This window comes from Pseudomonas sp. FSL R10-1350, from assembly GCF_009600525.1.
Taxonomy (GTDB): Bacteria; Pseudomonadota; Gammaproteobacteria; order Pseudomonadales; family Pseudomonadaceae; genus Aquipseudomonas; species Aquipseudomonas helleri.
Map to the genome: position 1 here is coordinate 1 of NZ_WIVR01000114.1, position 6,712 is coordinate 6,712.

3 protein-coding genes and 1 pseudogene are annotated in these 6,712 nt (G+C 61.7%); all 4 read left to right on the top strand.

The features are described 5' to 3' along the window. Positions 1–399 (top strand): SrfA family protein (locus GHO25_RS26210; protein ID WP_256677327.1); only part of this gene is annotated, 399 nt, incomplete at its 5' end. 18 nt (positions 400–417) lie between these two features. Then, positions 418–3,465 (top strand): virulence factor SrfB, encoded by a 3,048-nt coding sequence (locus GHO25_RS24955; RefSeq protein ID WP_153393192.1) that lies wholly within the window; start codon positions 418–420, stop codon positions 3,463–3,465. Then, a complete protein-coding gene (locus GHO25_RS24960; protein WP_153327528.1) occupies positions 3,462–6,212 on the top strand; it encodes a virulence factor SrfC family protein in 2,751 nt (916 codons plus the stop codon). The genes GHO25_RS24955 and GHO25_RS24960 overlap by 4 nt, the downstream gene beginning before the upstream one ends. Positions 6,213–6,215: 3 nt before the next feature. Beyond that, a pseudogene (locus GHO25_RS24965) lies at positions 6,216–6,712 on the top strand (hypothetical protein); the annotation flags it as partial.

Here is a 6,712-nt window from a genome sequence, read left to right on the forward strand (position 1 = left end):
GGCCCAGACAAACCCGAGGTGCCCGGCCAGTCGTTGAGCATTCCGCCTGAAGCCGCGGACGGCCAGGCGGACTTCCTCAACGGCCGCTTCCGCGCCGGGGCAGGTATTCAGGACAAAACCACCGGCAAGCCGTTGCGCCTTGAGTACCAGTTTAAAGACGGCCAGGGCCAGGTCGTGGTGCGCAAGCCCGACGGCATCAGTTGCACAGGCCCGGTCACGGCGGCCATGCACGGCGGCAACCTGTCGATCAACAGCCTGGGCCAGGCGGCCTGCGGCGACGGCAGCCGTTACGAAATGCCAAAGGTTGATTGCCGTCAGGGTGCCAAGAGCATTGCTGATTGCAGCGGAATTTATGAAGACAAGCAGTTCCCCATCTCCATGCGGCAGATGGGCGAATAAGCACGGGAAGATTTCGACATGTTGCCAGAAGTTACCCAGTTTGAAGACGTCGTAAAGCTGGTCAGTGATACGGGCATCCAGTTCATGGATTTCGCCTTCCGTCAGGACCAGATAACGTCCCCCAATGGCGCCTTTACGTTGATAGATGGCGACGTGTTGTGCCGTTTGCAGGTGCACACCGACGAGTCGTACTTCTACGAAATTGACCACGAGAAACGGCAAAAGGCCGAGCCGGACTTTTGGCTGCCGATCAGTAAGAGCCTCGCCCTGCTGGACGGGCTTTGGCTGCCTTTGCCGTTCTTCCGCTACATGCCGCCCTACACCTTTGATCAAGGCCCGAGCAACTGGGCGCGCATGCGCTTCGTCAAGCTGGCGGAGCCGGACATTGATGGCAACACGCACCGCCTCACACTGGCCCTCGACACGCGTGTAATCGGCAAAAAAGACGGTATGGCCTACCTGGCGCCTAATGACGAAGACGTCAGCTCCGGGGTGTCGTTCCGCGTAGCGTCCAAATTGGCGCAAATGCGCTGGTTCCAGGATTTGCCGTGGGTCAAGGAGTGGTTGCTGGAAGCATTCCGTGACGCCAGCGTCCGGGTCGACCGCGACCTGCTGCAAGACCAGGAAGACGAAAAACACCCGCAAGCGCACTACCTTAACCTGCTGAGCCTGCTTGAGCGGGTCGAGCAAATCGGGCCGAACCCGGCGCAGCCGGTGATTGTGATGCCAGAGCTGACGGTGATCGCCAACGGAGCAAAGAGCCAGACCAAACCGATACCGGTGGACCTGATTCTGGACGTCGGCAACTCGCGTACCTGCGGGATCTTGATTGAGAACCAGGGCGTGGACCGCATGGGCCTCAAGAATAACTACGTGCTGGAGTTGCGCGACCTGCTGGCCCCGGAGCATGTCTACAACCAGCCCTTTGAAAGCCGCGTCGAGTTCTCCAAGACTTCGTTTGGCAAAGATCATTTTTCGAGCAAAAGCGGGCGCCACGATGCGTTCCAGTGGCCGACCATTGCCCGAGTCGGCAACGAAGCCGGGCGCCTGGCCAGTCTGCGTCGTGGCACCGAAGGCTCAACCGGCCTGTCCAGCCCCAAGCGCTACCTGTGGGATGAAAACGCCTACGACCATGGCTGGCGCTTCAACAACTCCTACATCAAAAATGACAGCGAGCCACCCGCGACGGCCGCCCCGTTTTCGCACCTGATCAACAACCTAGGTGAGGCGCTGTACAGCCTGCCCGAAGACGACCAGATGCCGGTGTTCAAGGCGCTCTATTCGCGCAGCTCGCTGATGACGTTCATGCTGGCCGAGGTCTTGACCCAGGCGCTGGCACAGATCAACAGCCCGGCCCAGCGTGCGCGCCAGGGCAAAACCGGTATCCCGCGCCAGCTCAACAGCATCACCCTGACCGTGCCGCCCGGCATGCCACAGGCTGAACGCAGCATCCTGGGCAAGCGTATGTCGCAAGCCATTGGCCTGGTCTGGAAAAGCATGGGCTGGCACAACAGCGACGAAGATCCGTACACCGATCAAACGACGCGCCCGACCACCCCGCTGCCACTCATCAACATCGACTGGGATGAGGCCTCGTGCGGGCAACTGGTGTACCTCTACACCGAAATTGCCGAGAACTTTGCCGGTCACCCGGAAGAGTTTTTTGCCACCCTGGCGCGCCCTGATAAAGCCGACCGCGATCGCATTACCGTGGCCAGCATTGATATTGGTGGCGGTACCACGGACCTGGTGATTACCGAGTACCGAATCGATCCGGGTGCCCGTGCGGTACACGGCATGAACGTACACATCGTGCCCAAGCAACTGTTTCGAGACAGTTTCAAGATCGCGGGCGATGACATCCTCCTGGACATGATTCACCGCGTCGTGCTGCCGAGCCTGGAGCAAGGCTTTCGCGAGGCCAGGGTCGAGTCGCCGGACTCGTTGCTGTCACGCTTGTGCGGCAGTGAAACCATCAGTACGCAAAACGAGGTGCTGCGCCAGCAGCTCAACCTGCAAGTGCTTACCCCACTGGGGCTGGCGCTGCTCAGGGCCTATGAGCAATTCGACCCGCTGGCACCGGCGGCGCCCGAGACCTACACCTACCGCCAGTTGCTGACTGAAAGCGACATCAACCTCAGCGTGCTGAACTACGTCAGTGGTGCGGTACGCCGTGACACCGGCGGCGAAGTATTCGACCTGCTGGACACCAAAATCACCTTCAACCTGCGCGCCATTCACGACATGTTCCTCAATGACGGCGTGAACATTGGCAAGCCGCTCAGTGCGCTGTGTGAAGTGATCGCGCATTACCCGTGCGACGTCTTGCTGCTGACCGGTCGGCCTTCGCGCCTGCCCGGCGTGCAGGCGTTTATCCGGCAAAACCTGCCGTTGGTGCCCGGGCGCATCGTACCGATGCAGAGCTACCGCACGGGCGGCTGGTACCCGTTCCACAAAAACGGCCTGATCGACGACCCGAAAAGCACCGCAGCGGTCGGCGCGATGCTCTGCCTGTTGTGCGCCAACCACAGTGTTCACGGCTTCTACTTCCGTGCTGACAAGCTGGTGCCGTACTCGACCATCAAACACATCGGGGTCATCGACCTGGAAAACAGCATCCGCGACCGCGACGTGCTGTTCCGCGATATCCGCACCGAGCGCGGCTGCATCCAGCTGGCCGGGGACAGCGAAGAAGAACAGGCGGTGACACCGGCCCTGGCCATGCCTTCGGCCATCCGTCTGGGCTTTCGCCAGTTGAGTGTTGAGCGCTGGGCGGCCTCGCCGCTGTACAGCTTGAGCTTCACCGACGAAGGCAAACGCAAAATGGCCACCGGCACCCGGGATGGCAGCGGCGCCGTCGCCAGCGTGCGCTTCAAGGTTGCGAAGAACCCGGAAACGGCCAACGCCGGGTTGGTCAGCGACCAGTTGGAGGTGCGCAGCGTGACCTCCAACACGGCGGAGCGCCTGGACAAAAATGACGTACACCTGCAGCTCAACACCCTGCTGGTGTCGAGTCTGGGGGACAACACCTATTGGCTCGACAGCGGAACAGTGAAGCACTCATGAACGAACTGACCCCGGAACAAAAAGCCCTGTCTGCTCGTTGGGCAGCCGTTCATGCCGGTGCAGCCAGCGCCCTGGACTGGATTGAGCAAACCCGCCCGACAGCGCCGAGCCTGGACGGTCAGGCCGATGATTTGAGTTACGACCTGCACCGCGTGCGCAACGAGGCGGCAAACCATGAGCGTGCCGCCACGCGGCCGATGACCCTCGGCTTTTTTGGCATCTCGCAAGCGGGCAAGTCGTACTTGATCCTGTCGCTGGCCGCTGGCCAGAACGAGCGCCTGGAAACTCTGATGGGCGGGCGCCGTGTCGACTTCCTCAAGCACGTCAACCCGGCCGGTGTGGGCAAGGAAGCAACGGGCCTGGTGACGCGCTTCAGTCGGCACGCCAAGGCCTCGGATGACGATCAATACCCGGTCGAACTCAAGCTGTTGGGCGAAGCCGACCTGATCAAGATTCTGGGTAACTCCTGGTTCAAGGACTTTGATCAGTCGCGGGTCACCTTTCGCATCACCGACGAGGTGATCCAGGCCGCATTGAAACCCTTCGAAGGGCGTGAGAATGGGCCTGTGCTACCGGGCATCAGCGCTGACGATGTGGTCTCGCTGTGGGACTACTTCAAAACCAGTTTTGCCAACGCTGTCAGCCTGCTCGACCACGCCTATTGGCCGCGCGTGCTCAAGCTCGCGCCGCGCCTCACGGTGGCAGAGCGCACGCAGCTGTTTTCGCTGTTGTGGGGCAATGAGCCGGCTCTGAAAGACGTCTACACCTCGCTGGCCGGCAGCCTGCACCAGTTGGGGCTGCCTGCGACCGTGTTCGCACCGCTGCACGCGTTGTTCCGCCTGGATGACAAGGGCCGTGAAGTGCAGAGCGACAGCATCATGAGCGTGGATATTCTGGCTCGCTTCGGCACCGCCAAAGACCACCCGATTGATGTGCGCCCACTGCTCAACGGGCAGTTGCAAACACCGCGCAGCGTGCTGGTGTCGCACTTGGCGGCACTGACCTCGGAGATGACCTTCCGGTTGGTTGAAACCCCCAAAGACCCGATTGTGAACGAGGTCGATCTGCTCGACTTCCCCGGCTATCGCGGGCGCATGTCGCTGACCGATTTCTCCAAGATCAGTGACCCGGCGTTGAGAGAAGGCGACAACCCGGTGTCGCAGTTGATCCTGCGCGGTAAAGTCGCGTACCTGTTCGAGCGCTACACCGACAACCAGGAAATGAACGCCCTGGTGCTGTGCACCAACTCGAACAAAGGCATCGAAATCAACGAAATCGGCCCGGTCCTGACCCGCTGGATTGAAAACACCCAAGGCGCGACCCCCAAGGAACGCGCCACCCGCAGCAGCGGTTTGATCTGGGCCATGACCATGCTCGACCTGCGGATCAACGCCATGGTCAAGATGGCACCGGGGCTGCGTCCCGACAGTTGGGGCGGGATGATCCAGTCGGCGATGACCGAGCGCTTTGGCCGTCATGACTGGCTCAATGACTGGGCCGATGGCGTGCCCTTCAACAACACCTACCTGGTGCGCAAGCCTCACGAAGATTTCGTCTGTGTGGGCTACGACAGCAACCGCCTCGAAACCGGCATCCTGCCGGAGTATCAGCCGGTGCTGGATGACATCGGCGGGGCGTTTGAAGAAGCGCCACAGGTCAAGCAGCACTTCAGCCAACCGGCCCAAGCCTGGCAAGCGGTGCTGGGCGGCGACGGTGGCATGACCCGCATCATCTCGGGCATCCGGGCGGTTGCCAGCCTGGACTTCAAACTCCAGCGTCAGCGTGAGCGGCTCGAAGAATTGCTGACCTCGTTCACCACTCAAGGCGTGTCCGAATGGCACATGCCCGACGGTGATGGCGCCATTGAAGCCAAGCGCGTCCAAGCGCAAATGATCTATTCGGGCCTGCGCCTGCGCGGCCAGAAGCTGGGTGATTTCATCAGCCATCTGCAACTGCCGGTGGCCGCCGTGCGTGAGTTGTACCTGAGCGGTGAATACGATAACGAGGCGCTCGTCGCCCCGGCCGAGGTCGAGCCAGACGCGGCGCCCGTTGCGCCGGTCAGCAGTGGCTGGGCGTTTGACGACGGCTACGACGATGAGCCGGTCAGCGGCAAGGCCGTGAAGGCCGATGCGCCTTTGGCCAAACCCCAAGGCCCGCAAAACAGTGCCCAACGCTTCGCCCGTGCTGCGTTCAACATGTGGATCGCGCACTTGCGCCACTTGAGCAACAACACCGGTTTGCTGGCGCTGCTGGGCTTCGACAAAAAGCTCATGGATGCCGTGGTCGCAGAAGTGATCGTGGGGGCCTATCGCGCCCAGGTGCTGGAGCAACTGAGCGCGGCTGTCGCCAAGTGCTCAGAAACCAACGCCCGCCGCGAACGGCTGGCCGAGCGACAAGTGCTCGAAGTGCAGATCGTGCTGCGCGACTTTGTGTCCTGGTTTGGCTATTTCACCCAGCCCGCCACGGAACGCCCAGCCAGCCGCGCCCGCCATGGCAACCCGGTGTTTGGTTTCTACGCGCCGGTCAACACCGCCCCGGCGCAGGCATCGCACGAGTCTGAGCCTGAACACTACCTGCCGACACTGCCCGAACAGGTGGGCATGCCCGCCATGACCTTTCTGACGGACTGGATGTCGGCCCTGGCGGCCATGACCGAAGCGAATGCCGGGCATGGCGCGGGCAGTGAAATAACCCCTGAACAAAATGAACGGCTGGGCCACGTGCTCAAAGCCTACAAGGCGATTTAAGCAATGCCGATTCGAGTCAATTTGCTCGCGTTAGAGCCACACGCCCACGGCTACGCCCGTCTGGTGATCAAAGGGTGGAAGGGGTCGCAGCAGCAGTTGGAGTTCACCCTCCAGCGCAACAGCGACGATCACTACCTGCACGAAGGCCAGAAGTGGAGCAACAACCCTTTCTGGTTCCAGGTGCCGGAGTTCCCGCTGGCCGCCGATGGCAAGAGCCTGGAAGTGCTGGTCGGCCCGCAAATCGTTGACACGCTGCTGGAAGGCAGCGTCGACACCACGTTCAGTTTCGTGCTCAACGAGCCCGCGACCGGGACCAAGGATCACGGCGTGGTGCTGCCCGGCCGCGACGTGACCTCCAGAGCCGCTGGCGATGAAAAGGCTGCGCCGCCGGTATGGAAAGGCATCATTCTGGCCGATGTGGTGGGCAGCGTGCCTGCACCGGCCGCGCCCGTTGAAGCGCCGCCGGTGGTGGTTGCTGAACCCGCGCCAGAGCCAGAGCC

What these genes read in the sequence shown, in the direction of transcription:
- GHO25_RS24955 (WP_153393192.1), top strand. Translation starts at nt 418, where the DNA reads ATGTTGCCAGAAGTTACCCAGTTTGAAGACGTCGTAAAGCTGGTCAGT.
- GHO25_RS24960 (WP_153327528.1), top strand. Translation starts at nt 3,462, where the DNA reads ATGAACGAACTGACCCCGGAACAAAAAGCCCTGTCTGCTCGTTGGGCA.